Source organism: Sulfuritalea sp., assembly GCF_031426875.1.
In the GTDB taxonomy this organism is placed as follows: domain Bacteria; phylum Pseudomonadota; class Gammaproteobacteria; order Burkholderiales; family Rhodocyclaceae; genus Sulfuritalea.
This window is the reverse complement of record NZ_JASJPC010000070.1, coordinates 1-23,975: the sequence shown is the minus strand read 5'-3', so window position 1 is coordinate 23,975 and position 23,975 is coordinate 1. Positions and strand designations below refer to the sequence as shown.

Below are 23,975 nucleotides of genomic sequence, written 5' to 3'. Positions count from 1 at the left end.
CTGGATGTCCATCCAGTATATTCTAGCTCAAGTGGAGCTAAGTGGATACCCCATGTTTATATACAGCTTAGCGCAATTCGCCTCTTTGCGCCCGAAGCGGCATCGATCACCCTGCCGCGGGGCTCGGCCGATGGCCATTCATGGCAGAATGGCCGCCGGCAGCCATATATAACAAAAGTAATAGAGGAGAGTCCCGTGTTCGCAATCTTCGAGCCCGCAGTCCGCCTCATGGACCGCATGCGCGTCGGCCCGCGCTACATCGTCGTCGGCGCCGCAGGGGGTGTGCTGCTGATCGGTTTGCTGTCCCAGTTCGTGCTCAGCAACAATTCCAGCCTGTCCCTGACGCGCCAGGAACTGGTCGGCGCGGCGCTGATCGTGCCGATCCGCCAACTGGAAAACGCGACCCAGGAACACCTGATTGCCACCAGCCTGATTTCCGCCGGCGCAGACAGCGCCGAGATGAAGCAGCAGGCCGCCGACCATGCCAGGCGTATCGACGGCCTGGTGCAAACCATAGTCGCCGCGCCCGCCGTCGACGATGCCCTGAAGGCCAGCGCCGAAACCCTGCCCAAGGAATGGACCCTGCTCAAATCGCTGCTGATCGCCTCCTCGACACCGGAGCTTCGCGTCGTGCATGAGCGTTTTGCGGCGCGCGTAGCGGGCCACCTGCGCCAGGCCAGCGACAGCACGGCGCTGACCCTGAACCCCGAGCTCTCGACTTATTACCTCTACGACACCCTGATCAACCGCCTGCCGCCGTTGATCAACCTGCTCGCCGAATTCCGCCTGCGCGCCAGCCTGATCGCGCAGATCCAGATGGTCGATACCGGCGACATCGGCCGCCTCGACAAGCTGCTGGTGGATACCCAGACGCAGGTGGTGCGGATACGCGAAAGCCTGCGCAAGGGCAGCGCCGGCACCGCCCACCAGGCCGGGATCGACGCCCTGGTCACGCGCCTGGAAAAACAGCTCGTCGACATGCGCAGCTACGCCGAAACCGCCATCTTCTATGCCGGCGCCAACATCAAGGTCACGCCGCGCGAAGTGCAGCAAGGCACCGCCGCGTCGGTGGCTGCCGCCACCGCGCTGGCCGAGGCCACCGAACGCACCCTGACGGTCCTGCTCGAAGAGCGCGAGGGCAGGCTGCTCGTCCGCCGCAATCTCTACCTCCTGCTGGCCGCGCTGGGCGTCGCAGTGGCGGGCTATCTCTCGATGGGTTCCTATCTGTCGCTGTTGCGCGGCACCGACCGGCTGATGCAGGGCGGGCGCCGCCTGGCCGACGGCGAACTGACCCACGTCATCGAACTCGGCACCCGCGACCAGCTGGCCGATGTCGCCGACAGCTTCAACCGCATGGCCACGGCCCTGCGCCAGGTGGTCGAGTCCGTGCAAAACAACGCCGTCGATGTGCGCGATGCCGCCCGCACCCTGGCCGCCGCCACCGACCAGATCGCCGCCGGCACCGACAACCAGAATCGCCTGACGCATGAAACGGCGGCGGCGGTGACCTCGATGGCCGGCAACATCGGCCAGGTCGCGACCAATGCCGGCGAAGTCGACCAGATCGCCGGCCGCAGCCGGGAGCAGGCCGAAGCCGGCGACGCCAGCCTGCGCACCATGCTGGTCGATATCGACTCGGCCGATTCCGCCGTCAGCCAGATCGCGGCGACGGTGGATGAATTCGTCAAATCGACGCTGGCCATTTTCCAGATGACCAACCAGGTACGCGAAATCGCCGAACAGACCAACCTGCTCGCGCTGAACGCCGCGATCGAGGCGGCTCGCGCCGGTGAATCCGGCCGCGGCTTCGCCGTGGTGGCCGACGAGGTGCGCAAGCTGGCGGAGAAATCGGCCGCATCGGCCAATGAAATCGGGCGCCTGACCGAAACCGCGAGCGCCAAGTCGAGCGAGGTCGAGGCCGCGATCCAGAGCGGCAGCCATGCCTTGCGCGCCAGCACCGATCGCGCCCATCAGGTCGCCGGCGTACTGGCCCAGACCAGCGAATCGATCAGCCACACTTCGCAGGAAGTCAAGCGCATTGCCGCATCGGTCAAGGACCAGATGACGACCAGCCAGCAGATCAACGCCTATGTCAGCGAGATAGCGCAGATGGCCGAGCGCAACAGTACCGCGGTGGCCAGTGCCGCAGCCGAGGCCAGGCGCCTGGAACAACTCTCGGACCGCGTGCTGGCGGCGATCGGCGGCTTCCGCATCTGACGCGGCACCTGGGCCGCGGCCGCCCCGATGCCGGCCGCCGGTTGCAAGGCGGCAAACGACACGGCACACTCCCGCCGATGACTCAAATCAGCACTGCGCCCCAGGCGCGAGGACCCCGCCGCGTCAAGGCGCGCTTCATGGCCCCGCTCGCCGTCGTGCTCGTCTTCATCATGGGCGTGTTTGCGGTCGCGGCCCTGTGGGTCGAGGCCGACATTCGCGACCAGGACATCGCCGAGCGCACCGCGGCCGTGGAAAAACTGTTCGTGCAGAAGCTCGACAAGGACACCAACCTGATGATCGCGACGCTGCGCGCGATGATGACCAATCCGTCCATCGAACGGGCCTTCCGCGACCTCGACCGCCCCGCCCTGTCCCGCCAGATGGGCTCATTGTTCGCCAACCTGCGCGACAAGCACCACATCACCCACCTGTATTTCACCGGCCCGGACCTGATCAACCTCTATCGCTTCCATAGCCCCGAGGAGTTCGGCGACGAGATCGACCGGCTCACGACGATCAAGGCAAGAGATCGGCAGGACGCGGAACACGGCCTGGAACTGGGCGCCCTGGGTACGCTTACGCTGCGGCTGGTGATGCCCTGGCGCCGCGACGATCGCGTGATCGGCTACCTGGAGATCGGCGAAGAGATAGAGCACCTGATCAGCGAGATCAGGGAAGGCCTGGCGGTGGACATGCTGGTGCTGGTCGACAAGCGCATGCTGTCCTTGCAGCAATGGCAGCGCGGGCAGACCCTGATGAAGCGCGAGGGCAACTGGGCGCGCTTTGCCAACCACGTGGCGCTGGCGCAGACGACCGACCGACCGCTCGCGGCGCTGGACGACCGCGTCCTGCAGAGTCTGCTCGCGGGCCGCACCGCGGAAATCGAAGACAGCGGTCGCTCGCTGCACCTGGCCGCCGTCCCGCTCAAGGATGCCGGGCAACGCCACATCGGGAATCTGGTGGTGATACGCGACATCACGGCGCTGAAATCCGCCTTCAACTGGTCCATCGTAGCCGTCACCGCGATCAGCCTGCTGTCGGCCATCGGCGTGCTCGGCGTGTTCTATCTCGCGCTCGACCGCGTGGAGCGCGATTACCGGCGCCAGCACGACCTCGAACACCAGTTGCTGCGCGTCAATGCCGAGTACGGGCGCATCCTGCAGCTCGAAAAACTGTCGGCGCTGGGGACCATGGTCGGCAGCATCGCCCACCAGTTGAACAATCCCCTGGTCGGCGTGGTCAACCTGGCCCAACTGGCCGAGCGCGGAGTCGACGATCCGGTACGCACGCGCGAACTGCTGGGCGAGATCCGCAGTGCCGGCGAAGACTGCCGCAGCTTCGTCAAGCGCATGCTGGCGTTTTCCAAGGTTTCCAGTTTCGAAAGCAAGCCGACGTCGATCGCGGCGCTGATCGAGGACACGGTCCTGCTGTTTCGCCAGACCGAAACCCGGCACCTGCCGGTCGAGGTGAAGTTGCCCGACCAGGCGGTGGTGCTGGCGGTCGATCCGATCCTGCTGCGCCACGCCTTGTTCAACCTGCTGGTCAATGCGGCCCAGGCCACGAGCGACGACAGCGCCATCGTCATCAGCCTGGAGCGCGACGTCGATCCGGCGCGGGGCGCGCCCGGCTGGGCGCTGGCGGTCAGCGATCGCGGCCGCGGCATGCCGCCCGAGGTGATGGAAAAGATCTTCGTGCCCTTCTACACCACGCGCAGCGACGGCACCGGCCTGGGCCTGCCGGTGGTGCAGCACGTCGCGCTGCTGCACGGTGGGCAGGTCAACGTCAGCAGCGAGCCGGGGCATGGCACGCGAATTGCGATTTGGTTACCAGATTCCTTGTCCGATGCCTAGCCGACCGCCCAAGCCGATACGCCCGAGAAAAAGTCCCGCGCCGCCTGACATGCTGCCCAAAATCCTCGTGGTCGACGACGATCGCCACACGCGCATCCTGCTCGACCGGCTGTTGGCCAAGACGGCGCTGGTGAGCCTGGCCACCGATGGCGCCGAAGCGCGCCGCTTGTTCGCGGCCGGGGATTTCAACCTGGTGCTGATGGATCAGCGCCTGCCCGACGACAATGGCATCGATTTGCTGCGCGAATTTCGCGCGCGCCGGCCGCATCTGGTGAGCATACTGATGACAGGCTTCGCCGACGTGCGCGACGCCGTGGCGGCGGTGCGCGAGGGCCTGTTCGATTACCTGACCAAGCCCTTCGAAGACCTCGAAGCCCTCGAAGCCGTGATCGGCAAGGCGCTCGAACTCGACCGCGCCTATCGCGAAATCCACGGCTTGCGTGCCCGTTTGTCCGACGCCGCGGACGCGCCGGCCATCATCGGCCAGTCGCCCGCCATGGAGCGCGTGCTGGGCCAGATCCGCCAGGTCGCCGGCCTCGACACCACCGTCTTGCTCGAAGGCGAAAGCGGCACCGGCAAGGACCTCGCCGCCAAGATGATCCATGCCCTGAGCACGCGGGCGGCGAAGCCGTTTCTTGAGGTGAATTGCGGCGGACTGCCGGAAACCCTGCTCGAAAGCCTGCTGTTCGGCTATGAAAAGGGGGCCTTCACGGGGGCCGGCCAGGCCAATGCCGGCTATTTCGAAAAGGCGCACGAGGGCAACCTGTTCCTCGACGAAATCGCCGACATGAGTCCGAAGCTGCAAAGCAACCTGCTGCGCGTGCTGCAGGACCACAGCGTCACCCGCATCGGCAGCACCCAGCCGCGCCAGGCCGACTTCCGCCTGATCTGCGCCACCAACCGTCCACTGCTGGCTGAAGTCAGGGCCGGGCGCTTTCGCGAAGACCTCTACTACCGCATCGCCGTGGTGTCGGTGACGCTGCCCCCGCTGCGCGAGCGCGCCGGCGACATCGTGTCGCTGGCCACGCACTTTCTCGATTTCTACAGCACGAAATTCGACAAGACCTGCGGGCCGCTCACACCGGCCGCCCTGCAGGCGCTGGAAGGTCAGCGCTGGGAGGGCAATGTGCGCCAGCTGCAGCACTGCATCGAACGTGCGGTGGCACTGCATCCGGGCGGCCCGATCGATACCCTGCATCTGTTCCCGGCCGGCGCGCCCGCCACCGGCACAGCGCGCTGCGACGATAGCGCAACTGTAGCCGCACTCGGCTACCAGGACGCGCGCGCCGATTTCGAGCGTGACTATTTCCGCCGTCTGCTCGACGCCGCTGGCGGCAACATATCCGAAGCCGCGCGCCTCGGCGGCATTCCGCGACAGAATCTGTATGTGCGCATGAAGCGCTGGGGAATTGTCACTGATAAGTGACAGACGTCTCAATTCGGTGACAGAATGAAAGCGATATATCCGAGAATTTCAAGGCAATCCAACGTAGCAAACGTTAATCGCCCTTGGTACAAGGATTGCGTGTCCAAGTGCAGTCGAGTTATTACAAATAAGGGGATCATCATGAAAAAAAGCATAGTCGGCAGCCTGCTGGCGCTGGCATCCGTGTTCCTGATTTACGGATGCACCGGCGGCGTCAAGACTTACCCGAACGCGCCGTTCAAGGGCGTGGTCGAGGACGGCAGCAAGGAGACCTTCCTCAAGGTCGCCAATGCCACGGTCTGGCTGATCCCCGCCACCGACGTGGCCGCAATGGGCAAGACCCCGATCGAGGTCAAGAAGGACGCCAAGAACGACGAGCCGCTGGAAGACAACCTGGCCGCCAATCGCGGGCGCTACCTGAACACCAAGACCAATGCCAAGGGCGAATTCAGCTTCGCCGACGTCCCCGGCGGCAAGTACTTCGTCTATGTCGAGCCCGCCACCAGCAAGTACCTGCCCGGCGGCGACAAGTCGCGCAAGGCGCTGGGCACCGACGAGCTGGGCGCCGCCCCCATGTTGATCAAGATCTCGGGCAACGTGCCGCCCGACGCCAAGTACATCGGCAGCTCGGCCTGCATCGAATGCCACGAGGAGCAGAAGGACGTCATCAAGACCGCCCACCGGCTGGGCATCAAGGTCATCGGCAAGCAAAGCAAGCTGCAGGACTACTCGCGCTTCCCGGATTTCAACAAGGGCCTCGACAAGCTGATGGCGGGTACCAAGTTTTATTTCTACAGCTTCGACAAGGGACGCAGTTTCGACAAGTACCAGATCGGCACCAAGGCCCCCGCCGACGCGTCCAGCGTCAGCTTCACCGCCACCTTTTACAAGGATAGCGACGGCAAGCTCAAGTTCCGTACCGAGAACGCCAGGGATCCAAAGGACCAGCCGCGCGTCTATCCGGTGGAAATGACCTATGGCGGCGCCGTCTACAAACAGCGCTACCTGTTCCGCGTCGGCGCCAACCTGTTCCCCTTCGTCCAGTTCAACCAGAACGGCGACGACTCCTTTGCCGACCGCGGCCGCAAGCCCTGGCGCGATTACCACGGCGACTGGCTGTACAACGAGCAGACCAAGAAGCTGACCGATCCGTCACCCGCCAAGTCTTTCGACAAGGAATGCGCGTCCTGCCACTACAACGCCTACACCCTGACCAAGAACGCAAAGGGCGATTACATCGCCGGCTCATCCAATGATCGCAACGGCGAGATCGACATCGACGGCGACGGCAAGCCCAACGAGATCAACATGGGTTGCGAAACCTGCCATGGTCCCGGCTCGGTCCATGACAAGGCGAAAGAGATCGACATGCCGGCCACCATCGTCAGCCCCAACAAGCTGTCGGCGGAACGCGCATCGATGATCTGCGGCCAGTGCCATAGCCGGCCCCAGGGCAACCTGAAGAACGACCAGCCGGTCAATACCGCCAACAAGATGATGCTGCCGGGCACCGCCCGCAATGTCTACCTGAAGGACTACACCACCCGCGAAGACGCGGCGGCGAAGGACTACTGGGCGGACGGACTGCATTCCAAGTCGCATCACCAGCAGTACTCGGACTTCATCAAGTCGTCCAAGCACCGCAACGGCAATCAGCTGGTCGCCTGCGCCGATTGCCACGATACGCACGGCAACGGCAAGTTCGCGCACCAATTGAAGGCCGATCCAAAGACACCCGAAGCCTGCACCAGTTGCCACAAGGACAGCACCGACCTGAAGGCGCACCTGGCCGACAAGTCGAAGTGCACGGTGGATGTGGCCAAGATCACCTGTTCCGACTGCCACAACACCAAGACCATGCAGACCGGCGCCGGCCTCGGCAAGGGCCTGAACGGCAAGGATGGCAAGAACTACTGGCTGAACGACATCACCTCGCACGTCTATGATGTCCCGCGCAAGGACAACAAGGGCGTCAAGGGCGTCGCATCCGGTACGTCCATGCCGATCCCCTATACCAAGCCCTGTGGCGCCGCCTGCCACGATACGAAGAATCTGTAGCAAGGGCTTTCACCAAGTAAAAACCGCCGGCATGTCCGGCGGTTTTTTATTTCGGTCAGAACCCAGCAGCGCGCCGCGTTTTCGCCCGTTCCCGGCGTGCCGCCAGCGCCAACTCTTGACCGCCTTTTCCTTTGCCGGCGCCACCGATTTCCCGATCCTGGTCGACCGCGATTCGCAGGCGATGGCGCACTGGCGGGTAAAGGGGCTGCCCAGCGTCCAGACAACGCCACCAAGGCCGACGCGCCATCCTGCTTTCCGACGGACAGGAATTGATTGTCGACGGCCATGATCGCAAGAACGCGAAATCCGCAGCCGACGCTATCGACTCAGCCCTCCACGGGCAGGCCCGAAGCTTTCCATTCCGGAAAACCATCCTCCAGGCGCCGGGCCTGGTAACCCTTTTCGCGCAGCAGCGCCACGGCATCGACCGAAAGCAGGCAGTAAGGGCCGCGACAATAGGCGATGACCTCGCGTCCCTTGGGCAGGCGCTTCAGGTGTCCGCTCAGCGCGTCCATGGTGACGTTGATGGCGCCCGGCAGGTGGCCGGCGCCATATTCCTCCGCCGGACGCACGTCGAGCACAGTGACCAGGCCAAGCTTGGCGCGCTTCATGAGTTCATCCGCCGGGATCGGTTCGAGATCGTCGCGGGCCGTGATGTAGGTGCGCAACAGTTGCGATACCTCCGCCACGCGCGCTTCCGCCACGGTGCGCAACGCCGCCAGCAGGTCCACCACGTCGGGCCCCGCCAGTTCGTAGAACACCCGCACGCCCTCCTTGCGCGCGCGCACCAAGCCGACCTGACGCAATTCCTGCAGATGCTTCGAGGCATTGGCGACGGACAGGTGGGTCATGCCCGCCAGTTCGTCGACACTGCGCGGACCCTGCGCCACGAACTCCAGCAGTTCCAGCCGGTTGGCGTGACCCACGGCCTTGGCGACACGCGCCAACTGGGCATACACGTCTTGTTTGAAATTGCCGCTTGACATCGCGCGAGTCGCCTCTTAATATTCAACCATTCAGTTGAATATTTGAATTATAGCCGCCCCTCTCGGGTGCAAGCGGCAGTTTAGAGCCAATTCCGGCAGGAACCGGTTCCGAGGAGACGCAGCGATGACATTCAACGACCTTGCACTGGCGAACGAACCGGCGATCCGGCTTGCCGCTTTCTTCGGCATCTTTGCATTGATGGCGACTTGGGAGGCGGCCGCGCCGCGCCGTACCCGGCTGCACAGCCGCACCGTGCGCTGGACTGCCAACCTCGGCCTGGTGGTGTTCAACACGGTACTGGTGCGCCTGCTCTTCCCTTTTGCCGCGGTGGCTTTCGCCGTGTTGGCAACGCAGCGCGGCTGGGGTCTGCTCAACAACCTGGCCCTGCCCGACGGGTTGGCGCTGGTCCTTGCCGTCGTCGCGCTGGACTTCGCCATCTACCTGCAGCACGTGATGTTCCACGCCGTACCCGTACTGTGGCGCCTGCACCGGGTGCACCACGCCGATCCGGATTTCGACGTCACCACCGGCGCGCGCTTCCATCCGATCGAGATCGTACTTTCGATGCTGATCAAGTTTTCCGTGATCGCCGTGCTCGGCGCGCCGGCCGCCGCCGTCTTGCTGTTCGAGGTACTGCTCAACGCCACCGCGATGTTCAACCACGCCAACCTCAAGCTGCCGGCCGGGGTCGATGCGATGCTGCGCCGGCTGCTGGTGACGCCCGACATGCACCGGGTGCATCACTCGACCGACATCGCGGAAGCCAACAGCAACTTCGGGTTCAACCTGCCCTGGTGGGATCGGCTGTTCGGCACCTATCGCGCCGCCGCCCGCCTGCCGCAGGAAAGCATGGCGATAGGCGTCCAGGATCTCAGCGGCGACCCGCGCTGCATACATCTCTCCGGCATGCTGATGCTCCCCTTCATCGACGCCGGCCGCGACTACGCGATCGGCCACGCCGACAAGCCGAGCCATGAAGCACGTTGACCCAAAGCGCGCCAAGCGCGCAGCACTGATCCTGGCGCTGGCGGCCGGCCTGGTACTCGCCTTCGCCAATCGCGGACAATTTTCCCAGCAGGCCCTGCAAGCCTGGCTGGCAGCGGCCGGCTGGTGGGCGCCGATCCTGTTCATCGCCCTCTACGCCGCCGGCACCGTGCTGTTCCTGCCCGGATCGGTGCTGACCCTGGCTGCGGGTGCGCTGTTCGGCGTGCTGCCGGGCGCGCTCTACAGCCTGACCGGCGCCACGCTGGGCGCCGTGCTGGCCTTTCTCGCCGCGCGCCATCTGGCCGGCGGTTGGGTGGCGCAGAAGACCGGAGGCCGCCTCAAGCAACTGATCGAGGGCGTCGAGGCCGAGGGCTGGCGCTTCGTCGCCTTCGTCCGCCTGGTGCCGCTGTTTCCGTTCAACGTGGTGAATTACGCGCTGGGCCTGACGCGCATTCCGCTCGGTTCCTACGCGCTGGCCTCCGCCGTCTGCATGCTGCCCGGCGCGCTGGCCTACGCCTGGCTTGGTCACGCCGGACGCGCAGCGCTCACGGGCGACGCCGACGCCATCCGCAACGGCCTGCTGGCGCTCGCCGCGGCCGCGGCGCTGATGTTCCTGCCGCGCCTGATCCGCCAGTTCAAGGCCGGGCTGATGATCACGCCTGAGATGCTGCGCGCATTGCAGGCCGAGGGCAGCATCGCCGTGATCGACGTGCGCGAGGCCAGGGATTTCGACGGCGAAACCGGCCACGTTCCCGGCGCGCTGAACCTGCCGCTGGGCGAACTCGACCAACGCATCGACGAGCTGAACCCATGGCGCAAGGATGGTGTGGTGCTGATCTGCCGCACCCAGGTACGCTCCGGCCAGGCTGCGCGCCTACTGGCGCGGCAAGGCTTCAGCGGCCTGCGCGTGGTGCGCGGCGGCATGCTGGCCTGGCGTGAACTGGGTTATCCCGCCGACTGGACCAGCGCCACCACAGAGAACGCCGGTGCCACCGATCGCGCTTGAGCCGGTCGGTGGCTTCGCCCGCGTCCCGCACCGCGTCGGCGCCGGCGAGCAGGACACGCTGCCCTCGCGCTACCGCTGGCCGGTCCAGTTGCTCTCGATGCTGGCCTTCACCCTGGCCTTCATCGGCTGGCTCAACGACACCTGGCTGTTCCTGTTCGAGAGCCCGATCTGGCTCAACCGCTACACCGAGTACGCGATCATCCTGGCCTTCGGCCTCTGGCGCATCGCTGCCGAGAAGAACGCCTATACCCGGCGCCGGCTGATCATCCTGGTCTCGGTGGTGACTGGGCTGTGGTGGCTGGTGCCGTGGCTCACGCCCTTCTTCGAGCCGCATGTCGGCTACCTCTGGTCACAGCCTGTGTTCCCCTCGCTGCACACTCCGGGCACGTTGACTTTCTTTCTCGTCCTGGGCCTCGTCTTCCTCTTCGGCCGGCGCGTGATCTGCGGCTTCGGCTGCCCCTGCGTCGGCATCCGCGAGACGGTGGGCTTCCCTTTTCGCGATCGCGCGCCGCGCGGGGAACTGGCGTGGAAGCTGCGGCATATCAAATGGGTGTTCTTCCTCTACTACGTCGGCGTATTGGTGGCGACGCAGTTCCCGCCGAACTCCTGGACCCTCTCCTTCGTCGGCGGCTTCTACCTCGTCGTCGCGCTGACCTACTTCGGCACCTTCTTTCTTGCACCCATCGTCGGCAACCGTGCCTATTGCCGCTACCTCTGCCCCTTCGGCGCCACCTTCGGCCTGCTCAACCACGCCGGCTTCTATGACGTCAAGATGGACGAAAAGCGCTGCATCGACTGCGGCCGCTGCGAGCAGGCCTGCGACATGGGCATCCCGGTGTGGCGGCAGGGCAAGGCCAGCGGCCGCGTCACCGGGCTCGAAGACTGCATGGGCTGCGCCCGCTGCGTGGTCTCCTGCCCCACCGATGCGCTGGAGATCCGCGACGTCCGCAATCTCCTGCGCCCCACCCTGCGCCAGGACGCCAGCCACCTGCTGCGCCGCGTCGCCGCGCCCGAGCTGCCGCGCATCGACGCCTGCGCCGAGCACCTGCCGCTGGCCGAGATACAGACCCAGGCCGCGCGCTGCCTCGACTGTGGCGAACCGACCTGCCGCACGGCCTGCCCGCTGCACAACCGCATTCCGGAATGGCTGATGCAGGCGGCGCAGGGCCGCATCGAAGCCGCGGCCGAGATCATGGCCAGCACCAGCCCGTTACCGGAACTCTGCGGCGCGCTGTGCCCGCAGGACCGGCTCTGCGAGGGCGCCTGCGCCCGCGTGCGGCAAGGCGAGGCGGCGGTTGCCATCGGCGCCATCGAACATGCGGTGACCGAGGAAGCGCTGGCGCACGGCTGGCGCCCCCAGCTCGCGCCGACAAAACGTCTGGACAAGAACGCCGCGGTGGTCGGCGCCGGCCCGGCCGGGCTGGCTTTCGCCGAGGCGATGAACCGCGCCGGCTGGAGCGTCACCGTCTACGACCGCGACATTGCCATCGGCGGCATGCTCTCCAGCGGCCTGCCGCCCTTCCGCTTCGACAAGCGCGCGCTGGACCGCCGCCGCATTCTCATGGAGCAGGCCGGCATCCGTTTCGAACTCGGTGTCGAGGTCGACGCCGAACGCTTCCTGAAGCTGCGCGACGACAACGAGGCGATCTTCCTCGGCCTCGGCGCACGCCAGGCGCGCGAGGTGGCGCTGCCCGGCCGCGATCTGTTCGGCGTCGATGACGCGCTGAGTTATCTGGGCCACATCAACCGGGGCCAGGACGGCGCGGCCGGCGGCAGCCTCGTCGGCAAGCGCGTACTGGTACTCGGCGGCGGCGACACGGCGATGGACTGCGCGCGTGCGGCGATCCGCGACGGTGCGGCCAGCGTGGCGATCGCCTATCGCGGCACCGTCGAGAAGCTGCGCGCCAATCCGCACGAGCGCATTGCGGCGATCGCCGAAGGCGTGGCTTTCCACTTCCTGCATATGCCGGTCGCCATCGAGGGCGAGGCCGCCGTTCGTTCCGTCAGCTTCAAAGTTGGCGCTGGCGAGACGGCGCTTCGAGAGCGCATCCCCTGCGATGCGGTGATCCTCGCCTTCGGCCAGCGACCCGCCGCGCCGCATTGGCTGGAGGCCGCCGGCGTCGCCACCGAATACGGCGCGATCAAGGTCGATGCCCATGGCCGTACTTCGCATCCGCGCATCCTCGCCGGCGGCGACGCCGTGCATGGCCCCGACCTGATCGTCACCGCCGCCGCGGCCGGACGCCGCGCCGCGCGCTGCGTGCTGGCGCAGCGCCGCCTGGCCGACTGGAAGGGCTGGCGCGCCTGGCAGGCTGCGCCGCAGCCCTTGATGACGCCGAGGCTGGCTACATGAAGCTGCCCCACGTATCCGTACTGCTCGCAGCGCCGGCGATGCCGGCCTGGGCGCATCAACACCCGATTTACTTCGACATCGTCTGCACCACCTCCGACACCATGCCGGGGCTGGTGCTGCTGCCCTTCCTGCTGCTGGCCGGGGTCGGCGCCGTGCGCGCCGTGGCCCGCCACCGCAAGGACAAGTAGTGCGGCCGCGCTGGCTGCTGATCCCCGTACTGCTGTCCCTGGCCGGCATCGCCGCCGGCATGGCCTGGGTCGACTGGAGCAAGGGCGGCGCCGGCAGCGGCCTGTATTCGCGCGAATGGCAGCCCGACCCGGTGCAGGCTTACTGGGACCCGAAGCGCTTCTACCAGCCGGGCCAGACCGTCGAAGGCGTCTACCCGGCGGAGGAATGCATCGCCTGCCACGAGGCGCTGACACCCGGCATCGTCGCCGACTGGCGCGACAGCCGCCACAGCAAGCCGGCCAAGCGCGCGCCGGTGGCCTGCCCCGACTGCCACGGCGCCGACCACCAGAAGCTGCGCATGCCGACGCCCGAGGTTTGCGCCGCCTGCCACGGCGTGCAGCACGAGGCCTTCCAGTCCGAAAAGCATTACGGCTTTCCCAGCCACGCGCTGGCCATGGAACGCGCGACCGACAGCAAGCACTTCGTGGACAAGCCGAAGGCGGAAACCACGGCCTGCGTGCAATGCCATTCGGTGGCGACCAAGTGCGATTCCTGCCACACCCGCCACCGCTTCGACGCCGCCGAGGCGCGCCGCGCCGAAGCCTGTACCACCTGCCACAGCGGCCCGCCGCATCCGGACGACGAAACCTACTTCGCCTCGGCCCACGGCAAGCGCTACCTGGCCGACGCTCAAAAGACGGACTGGAGCAAGCCGCTGCGCAAGGGCAACTACCTGACGCCGACCTGCGCCTACTGCCACATGAGGAACGGCCAGCACGTGGTAGCCGACAAATCGATCTGGCAATTCGGCCTGCGCCAGGTCAATCCCAGCAACGCCGAGAACACGGTCAAGCGCGAACGCTGGATCGAGGTGTGCAGCGACTGCCACGAGCGCGAGTTCTCGCGCGAGAAACTAGCAGAGATGGACCGCGAACGCGCGCGCGCCTGGCAGGGCCTGAACCGCACGGAGCGCCTGCTGCGCGAACTGCGCGGCGAGAAAGCCCTCTACCCCGCCGCCGGCGAACGCCCGCCTTACCCGAGCGACTGGATGGACAGGATGTTCCCCAAGGAACGCATCGGCTTCTTCGAGGGCCAGGCGTCGAGCTTCTACAACGTCTCGCCGATCGAGCGCGACTATTTCGAGATGTGGTACTTCGCCAACCTCGGCGCTTACAAGGCCGCGGCGCACGGCGCGCCGGAACTGGTGCAGGAGGGCCATGCCGCGCTGGCACAGGCGGAAAAATCCATCGCTGCCCAGGCCGGGCAGTTGCGCGACATGGCGCGCGTGGCGCGGCCCGACCCGAAAGCGCTGTGGCTGGGCGGCGAATACACCGAACACAACCGGGAGCACAACTGATGCGCCGCGCGCTATGGCTGCTCCTGCTGATCGCGCTGCCCGCCGCGGCCGGCAAGAGTTGCGTGGATTGCCATGCCGGTAGTGCCGAGCGCAGCTACGCGCTCTCCAAGCACGGTGTCATCGCCCGCATCGAAGCTGGTCGCGAGCGGCGGCGCACGCCCGACTGCGGCGGCTGCCATGGCTATGAAGCCAAGGCGCCGGCGCCGCAGCACTACGTGACGAAGAACTCGCGCAACGAGGCGCGCGAGCAGGCCGGCGCCGCTTGCGGTGCCTGCCATTCGCCGCGCTATGTGGCCGAGCAACTGGCCGCCGCACAGCGCGGCCTGGCGATCGGCGAGATGAAGCGGCGCGAAGCCGAAGCCGTGGTCGCTGCCGCACGCAAGGAACTGAAGGACGCAGAGATGGCGCATATCGAATCACTGCTCGCCACGCTGCGCGACGAAAACCTGCGCGACCTACGCCTGGGTCTCGCCCACCAGTCGCCCGACTACCAGTGGTGGCTGGGCCAGGCCGCGCTCGACGGCGGCCTGCTGCGCATCAAGGGCGCGCTGGGCGAAGCGCGGCGCCGCGATCGGCGACAATGATGTCATGCTGCGTCTTGCTGCCGCCCCGGCGGCAGCCGCAGACCGGATCGCCAACCTGGAGCACGCAATGAATCGCCCGATCTCTGCCGACAGCAAGCCAGCCGTGGCGCAAGATGCCGGCGCAGCCAACCACAGCATCGCCTTCTTCGACCGGCAATTCCGGCGCCAGATCGACGAGCGGGACTTCGCGCTCAATCCTTTCGAGCGTGACGTCCTGCCGCATCTGACCGGGCGCGTGCTCGACTTCGGCTGCGGCCTGGGCAACCTGGCGCTGGCCGCGGCCGAGCGCGGCTGTTCGGTGCGGGCGGTTGATGCCAGCCCGACGGCGATCGCTTGCCTGCGCCAGCGCGCCGCGGCGGCCAGGCTGCCGGTCGAGGCGATCGAAGCCGATTTGCGCGATTACCGGATCGACGGCGAATTCGACTGCGTCATTTCCATCGGCGTGCTGATGTTCTTCGACTGCGCGACCGCCTTGCGCATGGTCTCGATGCTGCAGGAACGGGTGCGGCCGGGCGGCATCGCGGTGATCAATACCTTGATCGAAGGCACCAGCTATTTCGACATCTTCCAGCCCGGCTGCTACTGCCTGCTGCCGCGCGACGAGCTTGCCGACCGTTTTGCCGGCTGGCAGATCATGCACTCGGGATTCCGCGACTTCGAGGCGCCGGGGCAAACGATCAAGTCATTTGCCACCGTCATCGCGCGCAAACCCGAATCAGGAGCCGTGGCCACCTCTGACTCCACGCCGTAATGGGATTGCCCAGGGCTCACGGTCCTTGGAATTTGTGCATCGACTCCAGCCGCCAGACCCGGAGATACTCCGTTGGCAATGATGGATTTCCTGTCCGCAGATTATTCCGGTCCATTGCCGAGCAATGCCCGAACTTTATCCATGACAACGAAAGGGTTAGCGCACTCCCGCCAGCGCCGACTTTGATTGACGAGTAATACTTTGACTTTCGATTCGTTGATACTAAAGTTAGTTTTGTCGGCAAGGCCGGCCACTCAACGACAATAACCCTCGGCAGGAGACGTATATGGAGCAATTTTGCGAAATCACGCTCGACCGCGAGCGACTGAAGTCCGAAGTGCGCACGACCTATTCGCTTGTCGCGGAAAAGCCGACCGGCGATTTTCATTTTCATCGCGGGCCGGACTATGCGGCAAGGCAGCTTGGCTATGACGGCGAGGAGCTTGCTTCGCTGCCCGGAATCTCGACAGCTTCGTTCGCCGGTGTCGGCAATCCCTTCCGCGTCCGCGAAATACCTTCGGGCGCGTCCGTCATCGATCTTGGATCGGGCGCCGGCATGGATTGTTTGCTCGCCGGGCGCCGTGTCGGCAGGCACGGACGCGTCGTTGGCGTCGATATGACAGATGCAATGATTCAGGTCGCGCGAACATCCGCCGAACAGGCTGGCATGCCTCAGGTTTCGTTCGCTTTCGGCGAGATCACGGACCTGCCAATCGACGATGCCTCGGTCGACGTTGCCATTTCCAATGGCGTCATAAACCTTGCGGTCGACAAGCCCGCCGTCTTCAGGGAACTGTATCGGGTGCTGAAGCCGGGCGGCTGGATCCAGTTCGCCGACATCGTCACCGATCAGGAATTGTCGCCGAAAGCGCGCAACGACATTGATCTCTGGGTCGGCTGAATTGCGGGTGCTCTGCAGTCTGCAGGCATGATCGCGATGATGCAAGCCGCCGGATTTCAAGCCTGTGCGGCAACGGAGTTTTTCGACTCTTTTGCGGGCACGACAAAGGAAAACACCGCACGCAAGTATGGCGTACGGGGAGCGAATTTCTTCGCTGGCAAGCAATAGCAGCAAGGGTCGGGCGGTATCGCCTTCCGCCCGACCCTGACGCCGCCAGGATTCTCCTTGGCACGCTGCGACAAGGTCCAGCTAGCCCGAATATTTCACGAGAGTAGGTCGGCGGAATCGCCGTGAGGCGCGTTAATACTGGTGTCTAGACAGGATTAACGGAGTATTCCGCCGATGCCAAATTGTACGCGTGGGGAAATGGAGTTTGGGCGCCTGGGTCGTTGCAAGATCGAGGCGAATTTTGAGGGCGGTGCGCTCAGTTCCGATGGCGGCCTGATGCTGCTGCGGCAAGTCGACCGACGCATTGGATTGTCACGGGCGGTAGCGGAAGCCCTGCACGACCCACGGCGTCCGGAGCGCATCACGCATGAAATGCGCGACTTGGTCGCGCAACGGCTGTATGCCCTGTGCTGCGGCTACGAGGACCTGAACGACCACGCCGCCCTGCGCAACGACCCACTGATGCAAACAGCCGTGGGCACGTGTGATGAACTGGGCAGCAGCCCGACCTTGTGTCGGCTGGAGCAACGGGCCACGCGATCGGATATCGTGGCCTTGAACCGGGTGCTGATCGACCAGTTCATCGCCAGCCATACGCAGGCGCCGGAGGAACTGGTGCTGGATATCGACGCCTCCGACATTCCGCTGCACGGGGAGCAGGAACAGACCGAGTTCCATGCCTACTACGATCACTATTGCTACCTGCCGCTGTATGTCTTTGCCGGCCGCGCCATGCTCGCCTGCGTCTTGCGCCGCAGCCGGATCGACGGTGCCAAACACGCCGCCGCCGTGATCAAGCTGATCGTGACCCGGCTGCGCCAGACCTGGCCGGCGGTGCGGATCATCGTGCGTGGCGACTCCGGGTTCTGCCGGCAACGACTGATCCGCTGGTGCGAACGCCACGGCGTCGGCTACGTCATCGGGATGGCAAGGAATGCCCGCCTGCAACGCCACGTGGTCCACTGGGAGCAGGTCATGGAACAGGCCTTCAACGACTCTGGGACCAAGCAACGGATGATTGGCCAGTTCTCTTACGCCGCCAAGAGCTGGGATCGCGAGCGACGCCTGATCACCCGTCTGGAGTTTGGCGCCCAGGGCACCAATCCGCGTTTCATCGTGACCAACCTCGACCGGCCGGCCGAGGAACTCTACGACAACCTCTACTGCCAGCGCGGCGAGGCCGAGAACCGGATCAAGGAAACCCAACTCGACCTGTTTGGCACGCGGGCCAGTTGCCACAAGTTCCTGGCCAACTGGTTGCGCATCCTGTTCTCGGCGCTGGCCTATACGCTGATGCAGCGCCTGCGCGAGATCGCGCTGGCCGCCACTGATCTGGCGAAGGCCACCGCGGCGACGATTCGCGTCCGCTTGCTCAAGATCGGCGCGGCGGTGATTCGCAATACGCGGCGCATCCGCATCTTGCTTGCCTCCCACCATCCGCTGCGCGATATCTACTTCATCGCTGCCAACGCCTTGGCATCCCCATAGCTACAAACGAGTGCGTCCCCGACATCGTGAGCTTCGGGGGTTGGGGAAAGTCCGTCTGAAATTCGCCTATTTGACCAAAATTTGATCAAATGCCCCCGCTCGCATCACGATCAACCCGCCCAGCATATCTACGCACCCAAATCATAGGACTGGTGAAATATCCGGGCTAGCCGGAAGATGTTACCCGTTGGCGAAATCAGCGACGCCCGGCCACCCCCTATTGCCGGCGCCAGCCCGCGTACGGCACATGGCGGATATCAGAAAGTGGCCGCGCCGGCCTGCTCCGCGATCACGTGCCAGACCTCGATGGCGCCCTTACCCTTGACGTTGACGGTTCCCATCGCTTGGCAGACAAACTGATCCTTGATGCGCTCGTAGGTGCCACGCGTCACCTGGATTGCGCCTTCCCGTCCGGTTGATTCCATGCGGCTTGCCACATTGACTGCGTCGCCCCACAGGTCGTAGATGAACTTGCGGCGGCCGATCACGCCGGCGACGATGGGGCCGGAATTGATGCCGATGCGCAGCGTCAGGCGCTGGCCGCCGAATTCGTGCTGCGCCACGTATTCCCTGATTTCGAGCGCCATGCGCACCAGCACGCGGGCATTGTCCGCGCGCGGCAGCGGCACGCCGCTCGCCGCCATGTAGCAGTCGCCGATGGTCTTGATTTTTTCGACGCCGTATTTCTCGGCCAGTTCGTCGAAATGGGAAAACACCTCGTTGAGCATCTCGACCAGATCCTCGGCCCGCATGCGCTCCGAAAGGGGAGTGAAGTTCACCACGTCGGCAAACAGGATGCTCGCATCCTCGAAGTGATCAGCGATCGTGCGCCGGCCGGTCTTCAGGATCGTGGCGATGTCGCGCGGCAGGATATTGAGCAGCAGGCCTTCGGACCTCTCCTGCTCGGCACGCAGCAGGTTCAGGTTCGCTTCCTTCTGGGCGACGAAGCTGTACAGGAGCGTGAAGATGATGGCGGCGATGGCCACGATGTTCATGACGAAGAACATGACCACCAGCCAAGGCGGAAGATTGTTGCCGAGATTCAGCTGCGGTTGCACGAAGCCGCTGACTGTGACGATCGCGGCAAAGGCGGCGAACCAGCGCGGCGCGCGGCGCGGCGCATCGAACAGCAGCGCCCCCAGCGGGCAAAGCAGCGCCCACAGGATCACCGCGCTGGAACCGACGAAGCCGCCCAGCGAAAGCTGGAGCAGGAAGGGCAGCAACAGGATCAGAACGAACTGGCTGGAACGGAACAGTGCATAGCGGCCGGTCGCCGCGAACAGCGCGACGCTCACCAGCGAAACGCCGGCATAGGCAAGCGGAATCGCGCCGGCAAGGGGTTCCCCGAAGGCGAGATAGAGCAGTCCCCACAGGATCCCGGCGAGGATGAACATCAGGCTGCCGCCCACCAGCAGCGCCTTGTGCAGCCGCACGTCCTCGCTGTCGTCAGGATCGACGCCGACGCGCGCGATCACTTGCAGGAGCGGGCGAATCAATTCCGGCAACGGGACCATGGAGCTCACTGCGAGGCTGACGTTCGGGCATTCAAGTTAGCTTTCGTGCATGGCGAAGTCAACAGCATTGGCCGATGGGGTTGAGCCCGGGCCAAGGGTGCCAATCCAACGGGGCATGGCTATCGGGCGCAAGCCCCCAGCACCGTAGCGCCAGCGCCGACTATTGCCAAGCACGTCGGCGTTCAGTGCGAATGGCGGTGGTGGCTGTCGGGAAAGTGGGGATGGCTGTGACGCAGCGGCGCATGCGTGTGGGCGTGCGCGTGGGGCTCGGTTCCATCCCAGGCAAAGTCGTGCTCGTGGCGGTGATGCACATCATGGACATGCAGATGCTCGTGGCTCAGTCCAAGGTGCTCATGCGCATGCTCGTGGCGTTCCGTCAGATGCAGCCAGACGCCGCCGGCCATCAGGGCGCCGGCCAGCAGTAGCGGCAAGGTCACGGCTTCGCCCAGCGCAATCGCAACGGCAGCGCCGAAGAAGGGCGCCACCGAGAAATAGGCGCCGGTGCGCGCGGTACCCAGGTGGCGCAGGCCGACGACGAAGAGCGCGAGGCTGACGCCATAGGCCAGGAAGCCGACCGCCATGGCCGCGGCCAGCTTGGACCCGGACGGCAGGCTGGCGCCGAGCCAGAAGGCCAGCGCCAGATTCACCGTGCCGGCCGCCAGGCCCTTGACCGCGGCGATCCACGTGGCGTCGGCGAGCGCCAGCTTGCGCGTCAGGTTGTTGTCGACGGCCCAGGCCAGGCAGGCGCCCAGTACCATCAGCGTCGGCCCCAATCCGGCCAAGCTGGCTTGGTCCGGCCAGCTCAGGACCAGGGCGCCGGCGACGATGGCGGCCATGCCCAGCGCGATGCGGACATCGAAGTTTTCCTTGAAGGCGAACCAGGCCAGCAGCGCGGTGAATATTCCTTCGGCATTGAGCAGCAGCGAGGCGTCAGCGGCCGGCATGCCGACCAGCCCCAGCATCAGCAATACCGGCGCCAGCACGCCGCCGGCAAGGATGGCGCCGGCCAGCCAGGGCGCTTCGTCGCGCGCCAGGCGCACCCGCGGCGCACGGCGAAGACGGCGGTAGAGCAACAGGCCGAGGCCCGAACCGAGATAGAGCAGTCCCGCCAGCAGCCAGGGGCCGACGTCGTTCAGCAGCAGCTTGGCCAAGGGCGTGCCGGCGCCGAACAGCAGCGCCGCACCCAGCGCCGCCGGCACGCCGGGTCGCCGCAATCCCGTGATCCAGTTTTCCACCCCGTCCTCCATGACGGCATTCTCCACCTTCCCGTGCTCATCGGCGGAGAGACTGCCAGTCGACAATGAAAACCACAACATCCATCCTGCTCGCCGGATCCCTGGCGCTGAGGCCGTCGCTCAAGAAAATATTCCGTGCAGGAACCAGCCGCCGGGAAGCCGCGGGTCGCGGAAAATCCATAGCCAGCGGCCGGCGCTGTCGATCGCGATGAAGTAGTCGCGGCGCGCGTCGCCGCCGTCCCACCAGCCGGACTCGATCCGTTCCGGGCCGGCCATTAGCGCCAGCGCACCGCCACGCTGCGGGCGACCCTGAACTTCGCGCAAGGCTTCGGGCGGATTCAGCAGCCACAGCGGGCGCGGCGGTAGCGCCGGCAGCCTGAAGGCCGGCAGGCCGGGTTCGCTCCGGCTCGCCAGTTCAGGCCTGTGGTCGGCATGACAGGCCAGGCCCTGCACGGCCTGCGGCCCCAGGCGCGCGACGAGGCGGTCCATGAGTTCGGCCAGCGCCTCCTGCCGCTGCCCGCCGCCGTCGAACAGGGCATGGTTGCGCGCCTCGCGCGGCTCCGCCTGTGGTGCGCAGAGGCGCAGCGCCAGCGCGGGAGCGGACAGGCTCAGGGCGTCGAGCCGCTCCTTGAGCACGCGCTCGATGCGCTCCGCCCTGTACACCGGCGCGCTGAAGGCGAGCGGCAGCACGGTGGTCCGGCCATGGCCGTGGTCGATCAGCCATTCGATTTCGCGCACCGCGCTGTTTCTCGCCGCCAGCCAGCCGGCCAGTGCCGCGACCAGGCGATGCGCGGCGAACAGCAGCACCGGTGCGGCTGCGACCGGTGCCGGCAGTTCCAGCCCCTGCTCGAAATGCTCGGGAAAGACGAAGCAGCTTTGCGGATCGGCGATCTCGCCCAGGGCGCGCGCCAGGTCGATGACGAATGGTTTGCCGAGACGGGCGCCGAGACTCGCGCGCGGCAAGGCCAGCAGTTCGCCGATGCGGCGCAGGCCGAAGCCTTCGATGCGCCGCGCCAGCGGCGGCGCCAGTTGCAGCGCGGTCAAAGGCACGGCGGCAAGCGCCGCGCGCGTCGCCGCCAGGTCGCGAGCGATGACATTGCCACCGACCCGCGCCAGCCACAGCGCGGCCAGCGGCGTGGCGGCCACCGCCAGTTGTGCGCGGAGATCCATCGCGGCGAGATCTTCGCATACCCGCTGCAGTAGCGCCGGCAGGCCGCCGAACAGGCGCAGGCTGCCGGAGATTTCGAGGCGCAGCGCAGCCGGCGCGAGATTCACCTGCGGCGTGAAGCGGCCCGCCCAGCAAGCCAGCGCCGGGGTGGGAAATGCCACGGTCCGTGCGACCGCAGCCTCAGGCGGCGACGCGGGTTCGTCGTCGGCTGTCGGCCGCGTCGGGCAGTACAGTGCCAGCCACAACATGGGAAACACGGGGTGAAAAATCAGCGGGTCGGGCGATGTCGAGCAGGATCGCCTGCCGCGCCGGCGGCCCGCGCCGCTTCAGCAGTTGTACGCGCAACTGCCTGCCTGCCGGCTGCAGTTGCAGGCGCAGCGGTGCCGGCGAAGCCGCGGCGGCGAGTTGCGCCGGGCGGAAGCAGAAGGCCCCGCCGCCGCCCTCGCCCGCCGCCACCTGCAGGCGGCGCAGGCTGTTGGCCGGCAACTGGCCGCGAAACAGTTCGTCGAGCCAGAGCAGGGTGGCCGCCACGCCGCCGCAGCGCAGGGCCTCGACCGCGGCCCAGAGGGCATCGCGCGGCCGGCGCGGCAGCACCAGGCGCAAGGCTTCGAGCCGTATCCCGGCGGCGGCCCAGGCCGGCGCATGGGTAGCGTGCGGCGGCGCGATCAGCATCACGGTCTGGCCGGCGGCAGTCAGCGCCGCCAGCGCCGGCAGCAGCAGGCCGAGTTCGCCGATGCCCTCATGTTCCGTCAGCAGTTCGGTCAATGCCCCGCGCGGCCAGCCACCGCCGGGCAGCTCGGCATCGAGGCGGGCAAAGCCGCTGGCAAGAGTTGGCGCTGGCGCCACGGCGAAGGCATCGCCGCGGCGGATGTCGCCGCGCTCCAGAACTTGGACCAGTGAAGGATTCATGTTGGGAAAACCTGTTAGCCACAGAGGACACAGAGATCACAGAGAGAAACCCGGTACGAAACGAGAAATCCGGACTATGTTGCAGAAAACTTCCGTCGCGTCTGATCGCCTTTCTCTGTGCCCTCTGTGTCCTCTGTGGCTAAATTGGTTTTACGCCTTCATTTACAGCGTCCGTCCATCCCGGATCAGGCCGACCGCTATGCCCTCGATGGTGAGGGCTTCCTTGCGCGTATTGACCAGGATCGGAGCGAAATCGCGGTTCTCGGCGATCAGTTCGACCATGGTGCCGCGCCGCTTGAAGCGCTTGACGGTGACTTCGTCGCCGAGCCGGGCGATGACGATCTGGCCGTTGGCGGCCTCGCTGGTGCGATGCACGGCCAGCAGGTCGCCGTCGAGGATGCCGGCCTCGATCATCGACAGGCCGCGCACGCGCAACAGGAAATCGGCGCGCGGCGTGAACAGCGCCGGATCGATGCGGATGTTGCCGAGGCGGTTCTCGATCGCCAGCAGCGGGCTGCCGGCGGCGACGATGCCGATCAGCGGCAGGCCGAGCTGTTCCACCAGCCGGATGCCGCGCGCGGAACCGGGTTCAAGCGTGATCGCGCCCTTCTTCGCCAGTGCCCTGAGATGGTCTTCGGCGGCATTGGGCGAGGCGAAACCGAAAGCGCTGGCGATTTCGGCGCGCGTCGGCGGCACGCTGAAGACTTCCAGGCTGTTACGGATGAAATCCAGAATCTCCTGCTGGCGGGGCGTCAGATCGTTGGCCATGGACGTGCTCCTGTGACTGTTTTTTCGTATGGGGTATCCACTTAGCTCCACTTGAGCTAGAATATACTGGATGGACATCCAGA

General features: G+C 65.9%; 20 protein-coding genes. 14 read left to right on the top strand and 6 right to left on the bottom strand.

The genetic code is table 11. From position 1 onward, the window contains the following. Window positions 1–195: 195 nt before the first annotated feature. From RMO95_RS22740 to RMO95_RS22725, 4 genes are all read left to right on the top strand, one after another. Window positions 196–2,217 (top strand): methyl-accepting chemotaxis protein, encoded by a 2,022-nt coding sequence (locus RMO95_RS22740; protein ID WP_310452981.1) that lies wholly within the window; start codon window positions 196–198, stop codon window positions 2,215–2,217. A 137-nt stretch (window positions 2,218–2,354) separates the two neighbouring features. Beyond that, complete coding sequence (locus tag RMO95_RS22735) at window positions 2,355–4,067, top strand: ATP-binding protein (protein WP_310452980.1); 1,713 nt, start codon at window positions 2,355–2,357, stop codon at window positions 4,065–4,067. A gap of 49 nt (window positions 4,068–4,116) precedes the next feature. Further along, window positions 4,117–5,493 carry a sigma-54 dependent transcriptional regulator gene (locus RMO95_RS22730; protein ID WP_310452979.1) on the top strand — a complete coding sequence of 459 codons (1,377 nt, stop codon included), beginning with the start codon at window positions 4,117–4,119 and terminating at the stop codon, window positions 5,491–5,493. A 141-nt stretch (window positions 5,494–5,634) separates the two neighbouring features. Then, a complete protein-coding gene (locus RMO95_RS22725) occupies window positions 5,635–7,551 on the top strand; it encodes a cytochrome c3 family protein (RefSeq protein ID WP_310452978.1) in 1,917 nt (638 codons plus the stop codon). Between the two features lie 326 nt (window positions 7,552–7,877). Here RMO95_RS22725 and RMO95_RS22720 read toward each other — a convergent pair whose 3' ends face one another. After that, window positions 7,878–8,537 (bottom strand): metalloregulator ArsR/SmtB family transcription factor, encoded by a 660-nt coding sequence (locus RMO95_RS22720; protein ID WP_310452977.1) that lies wholly within the window; start codon window positions 8,535–8,537, stop codon window positions 7,878–7,880. 124 nt (window positions 8,538–8,661) lie between these two features. On the opposite strand from RMO95_RS22720, the gene RMO95_RS22715 reads away from it, so the two are divergent. From RMO95_RS22715 to RMO95_RS22670, 10 genes are all read left to right on the top strand, one after another. Then, entirely contained in the window at window positions 8,662–9,525 is an 864-nt protein-coding gene (locus RMO95_RS22715) for a sterol desaturase family protein (protein ID WP_310452976.1), read from the top strand. Next, window positions 9,512–10,528: a VTT domain-containing protein gene (locus tag RMO95_RS22710; protein ID WP_310452975.1), complete on the top strand. Its 1,017-nt coding sequence runs from the start codon at window positions 9,512–9,514 to the stop codon at window positions 10,526–10,528. The genes RMO95_RS22715 and RMO95_RS22710 overlap by 14 nt, the downstream gene beginning before the upstream one ends. Next, complete coding sequence (locus RMO95_RS22705; protein WP_310452974.1) at window positions 10,509–12,881, top strand: FAD-dependent oxidoreductase; 2,373 nt, start codon at window positions 10,509–10,511, stop codon at window positions 12,879–12,881. The genes RMO95_RS22710 and RMO95_RS22705 overlap by 20 nt, the downstream gene beginning before the upstream one ends. Continuing rightward, window positions 12,878–13,069: a hypothetical protein gene (locus RMO95_RS22700; protein WP_310452973.1), complete on the top strand. Its 192-nt coding sequence runs from the start codon at window positions 12,878–12,880 to the stop codon at window positions 13,067–13,069. The genes RMO95_RS22705 and RMO95_RS22700 overlap by 4 nt, the downstream gene beginning before the upstream one ends. Then, entirely contained in the window at window positions 13,069–14,406 is a 1,338-nt protein-coding gene (locus RMO95_RS22695) for a multiheme c-type cytochrome (protein ID WP_310452972.1), read from the top strand. The genes RMO95_RS22700 and RMO95_RS22695 overlap by 1 nt, the downstream gene beginning before the upstream one ends. Beyond that, on the top strand, window positions 14,406–14,990 hold the full coding sequence (locus RMO95_RS22690) for a hypothetical protein (protein ID WP_310452971.1): 585 nt from the start codon (window positions 14,406–14,408) through the stop codon (window positions 14,988–14,990). Before RMO95_RS22695 ends, RMO95_RS22690 begins: the two co-directional genes overlap by 1 nt. 67 nt (window positions 14,991–15,057) lie before the next feature. Next, window positions 15,058–15,741 (top strand): class I SAM-dependent methyltransferase, encoded by a 684-nt coding sequence (locus RMO95_RS22685; RefSeq protein ID WP_310452970.1) that lies wholly within the window; start codon window positions 15,058–15,060, stop codon window positions 15,739–15,741. 286 nt (window positions 15,742–16,027) lie between these two features. Then, the gene (locus tag RMO95_RS22680; protein WP_310452969.1) at window positions 16,028–16,642 is read left to right on the top strand and encodes a methyltransferase domain-containing protein; all 615 of its coding nucleotides are present in this window, start codon (window positions 16,028–16,030) and stop codon (window positions 16,640–16,642) included. Between the two features lie 27 nt (window positions 16,643–16,669). Beyond that, a complete protein-coding gene (locus RMO95_RS22675; RefSeq protein ID WP_310452968.1) occupies window positions 16,670–16,810 on the top strand; it encodes a hypothetical protein in 141 nt (46 codons plus the stop codon). Window positions 16,811–16,984: 174 nt separating this feature from the next. Continuing rightward, window positions 16,985–18,298: an IS1380 family transposase gene (locus RMO95_RS22670; protein ID WP_310452967.1), complete on the top strand. Its 1,314-nt coding sequence runs from the start codon at window positions 16,985–16,987 to the stop codon at window positions 18,296–18,298. 257 nt (window positions 18,299–18,555) lie between these two features. On the opposite strand, the gene RMO95_RS22665 is transcribed toward RMO95_RS22670, so the two are convergent. From RMO95_RS22665 to lexA, 5 genes are all read right to left on the bottom strand, one after another. Beyond that, window positions 18,556–19,812, bottom strand: a complete 1,257-nt coding sequence (locus tag RMO95_RS22665) for an adenylate/guanylate cyclase domain-containing protein (RefSeq protein ID WP_310452966.1) — start codon at window positions 19,810–19,812, stop codon at window positions 18,556–18,558. 182 nt (window positions 19,813–19,994) lie between these two features. After that, complete coding sequence (locus RMO95_RS22660; protein WP_310452965.1) at window positions 19,995–21,074, bottom strand: EamA family transporter; 1,080 nt, start codon at window positions 21,072–21,074, stop codon at window positions 19,995–19,997. A gap of 93 nt (window positions 21,075–21,167) precedes the next feature. After that, complete coding sequence (locus RMO95_RS22655; RefSeq protein WP_310452964.1) at window positions 21,168–22,376, bottom strand: DNA polymerase Y family protein; 1,209 nt, start codon at window positions 22,374–22,376, stop codon at window positions 21,168–21,170. A 19-nt stretch (window positions 22,377–22,395) separates the two neighbouring features. Next, window positions 22,396–23,124: a translesion DNA synthesis-associated protein ImuA gene (gene imuA / locus RMO95_RS22650; RefSeq protein WP_310452963.1), complete on the bottom strand. Its 729-nt coding sequence runs from the start codon at window positions 23,122–23,124 to the stop codon at window positions 22,396–22,398. Between the two features lie 162 nt (window positions 23,125–23,286). Continuing rightward, on the bottom strand, window positions 23,287–23,892 hold the full coding sequence (gene lexA, locus RMO95_RS22645; RefSeq protein WP_310452962.1) for a transcriptional repressor LexA: 606 nt from the start codon (window positions 23,890–23,892) through the stop codon (window positions 23,287–23,289). Between the last annotated feature and the right edge of the window lie 83 nt (window positions 23,893–23,975).

What these genes read in the sequence shown, in the direction of transcription:
- RMO95_RS22735 (WP_310452980.1), top strand. Translation starts at nt 2,355, where the DNA reads ATGGCCCCGCTCGCCGTCGTGCTCGTCTTCATCATGGGCGTGTTTGCG.
- RMO95_RS22730 (WP_310452979.1), top strand. Translation starts at nt 4,117, where the DNA reads ATGCTGCCCAAAATCCTCGTGGTCGACGACGATCGCCACACGCGCATC.
- RMO95_RS22725 (WP_310452978.1), top strand. Translation starts at nt 5,635, where the DNA reads ATGAAAAAAAGCATAGTCGGCAGCCTGCTGGCGCTGGCATCCGTGTTC.
- RMO95_RS22720 (WP_310452977.1), bottom strand. Translation starts at nt 8,537, where the DNA reads ATGTCAAGCGGCAATTTCAAACAAGACGTGTATGCCCAGTTGGCGCGT.
- RMO95_RS22715 (WP_310452976.1), top strand. Translation starts at nt 8,662, where the DNA reads ATGACATTCAACGACCTTGCACTGGCGAACGAACCGGCGATCCGGCTT.
- RMO95_RS22710 (WP_310452975.1), top strand. Translation starts at nt 9,512, where the DNA reads ATGAAGCACGTTGACCCAAAGCGCGCCAAGCGCGCAGCACTGATCCTG.
- RMO95_RS22700 (WP_310452973.1), top strand. Translation starts at nt 12,878, where the DNA reads ATGAAGCTGCCCCACGTATCCGTACTGCTCGCAGCGCCGGCGATGCCG.
- RMO95_RS22690 (WP_310452971.1), top strand. Translation starts at nt 14,406, where the DNA reads ATGCGCCGCGCGCTATGGCTGCTCCTGCTGATCGCGCTGCCCGCCGCG.
- RMO95_RS22685 (WP_310452970.1), top strand. Translation starts at nt 15,058, where the DNA reads ATGAATCGCCCGATCTCTGCCGACAGCAAGCCAGCCGTGGCGCAAGAT.
- RMO95_RS22680 (WP_310452969.1), top strand. Translation starts at nt 16,028, where the DNA reads ATGGAGCAATTTTGCGAAATCACGCTCGACCGCGAGCGACTGAAGTCC.
- RMO95_RS22675 (WP_310452968.1), top strand. Translation starts at nt 16,670, where the DNA reads ATGATCGCGATGATGCAAGCCGCCGGATTTCAAGCCTGTGCGGCAACG.
- RMO95_RS22670 (WP_310452967.1), top strand. Translation starts at nt 16,985, where the DNA reads ATGCCAAATTGTACGCGTGGGGAAATGGAGTTTGGGCGCCTGGGTCGT.
- RMO95_RS22665 (WP_310452966.1), bottom strand. Translation starts at nt 19,812, where the DNA reads ATGGTCCCGTTGCCGGAATTGATTCGCCCGCTCCTGCAAGTGATCGCG.
- imuA (WP_310452963.1), bottom strand. Translation starts at nt 23,124, where the DNA reads ATGAATCCTTCACTGGTCCAAGTTCTGGAGCGCGGCGACATCCGCCGC.
- lexA (WP_310452962.1), bottom strand. Translation starts at nt 23,892, where the DNA reads ATGGCCAACGATCTGACGCCCCGCCAGCAGGAGATTCTGGATTTCATC.